The organism is Lactobacillus sp. N54.MGS-719, assembly GCF_000980505.1.
Taxonomy (GTDB): domain Bacteria; phylum Bacillota; class Bacilli; order Lactobacillales; family Lactobacillaceae; genus Lactobacillus; species Lactobacillus amylovorus.
Genome location: NZ_LARO01000115.1, coordinates 1 through 1200 on the forward strand (window position 1 = coordinate 1; position 1200 = coordinate 1200).

Annotated in this window: 5 tRNA genes and 1 rRNA gene; all 6 read right to left on the reverse strand. The window is 48.7% G+C overall.

The window, feature by feature from the left end:
- Window positions 1-105: 105 nt before the first annotated feature.
- Window positions 106-179 (reverse strand) — tRNA-Met (locus tag WS44_RS09430).
- Window positions 180-245: 66 nt separating this feature from the next.
- A tRNA-Tyr gene (locus WS44_RS09435) sits at window positions 246-327 on the reverse strand.
- 9 nt (window positions 328-336) lie between these two features.
- Window positions 337-409: transfer RNA gene (locus WS44_RS09440), tRNA-Thr, on the reverse strand.
- An 18-nt stretch (window positions 410-427) separates the two neighbouring features.
- A tRNA-Val gene (locus tag WS44_RS09445) sits at window positions 428-500 on the reverse strand.
- Window positions 501-561: 61 nt separating this feature from the next.
- Window positions 562-635 (reverse strand) — tRNA-Asp (locus tag WS44_RS09450).
- Between the two features lie 101 nt (window positions 636-736).
- Window positions 737-1200 (reverse strand): 23S ribosomal RNA (locus WS44_RS09455); the annotation flags it as partial.

Consider the following 1200-nt stretch of genomic DNA (forward strand, 5'->3'; position numbering starts at 1 on the left):
TACGGCATTCGCCGTATACATCTAAAAATATATCTGTTAAAAAACATGCAAGCATGTTTTTAACTTCTATATTTTTATCTGTGCACTTCTCATTGCATAAAAAAATTGCGGGGGCAGGATTTGAACCTGCGACCTTCGGGTTATGAGCCCGACGAGCTTCCAGACTGCTCCACCCCGCGCTAATTCTTACTCTATTATTATATACAATTTCTGGAAAAATACAACCATTATTGTAAAAATAATAATGGATGGAGGTGGATTCGAACCACCGAAGCGAGACGCAACAGATTTACAGTCTGCCCCCTTTGGCCACTCGGGAACCCATCCATTTTAAAAAGCCGATGATCGGACTCGAACCGATAACCTGCTGATTACAAATCAGCTGCTCTGCCAATTGAGCCACATCGGCATAAAACATTGGTAACAATGGGGCCTACAGGGCTCGAACCTGTGACCCTCTGCTTGTAAGGCAGATGCTCTCCCAGCTGAGCTAAGACCCCATCTACGATACTGCACCAGTCCATATTCATTTTTCAAAGAATTGAAATAGTCGTATCTAAACGACCCGGATGGGGTTCGAACCCACGACCTCCGCCGTGACAGGGCGGCGCTCTAACCAGCTGAGCCACCGGGCCAAAAGGTATATACCTTCAAAACTGCACACTGAATTTCTTCTACTTCTATCTTTCATCCTTCAGGAAATAACTTTCTCTTACCTATCCTTAACCATAACCTTTTGGTTAAGCCCTCGACCGATTAGTAACAGTCAGCTTCATGCATTACTGCACTTCCACCTCTGCCCTATCTACCTCGTCGTCTTCAAGGGGTCTTACTACTTGCGTATGGGATATCTCATCTTGAGGGGGGCTTCACGCTTAGATGCCTTCAGCGTTTATCCCGTCCCGGCTTGGCTACTCTGCCATGAGCCTGATGGCTCAACAGATACACCAGAGGCCAGTCCACCCCGGTCCTCTCGTACTAAGGGCAGCTCCTCTCAAATATCCTACGCCCGCGCCGGATAGGGACCGAACTGTCTCACGACGTTCTGAACCCAGCTCGCGTACCGCTTTAATGGGCGAACAGCCCAACCCTTGGGACCTGCTACAGCCCCAGGATGCGATGAGCCGACATCGAGGTGCCAAACCACTCCGTCGATGTGAACTCTTGGGAGTGATAAGCCTGTTATCCCCAGGGTAGCTT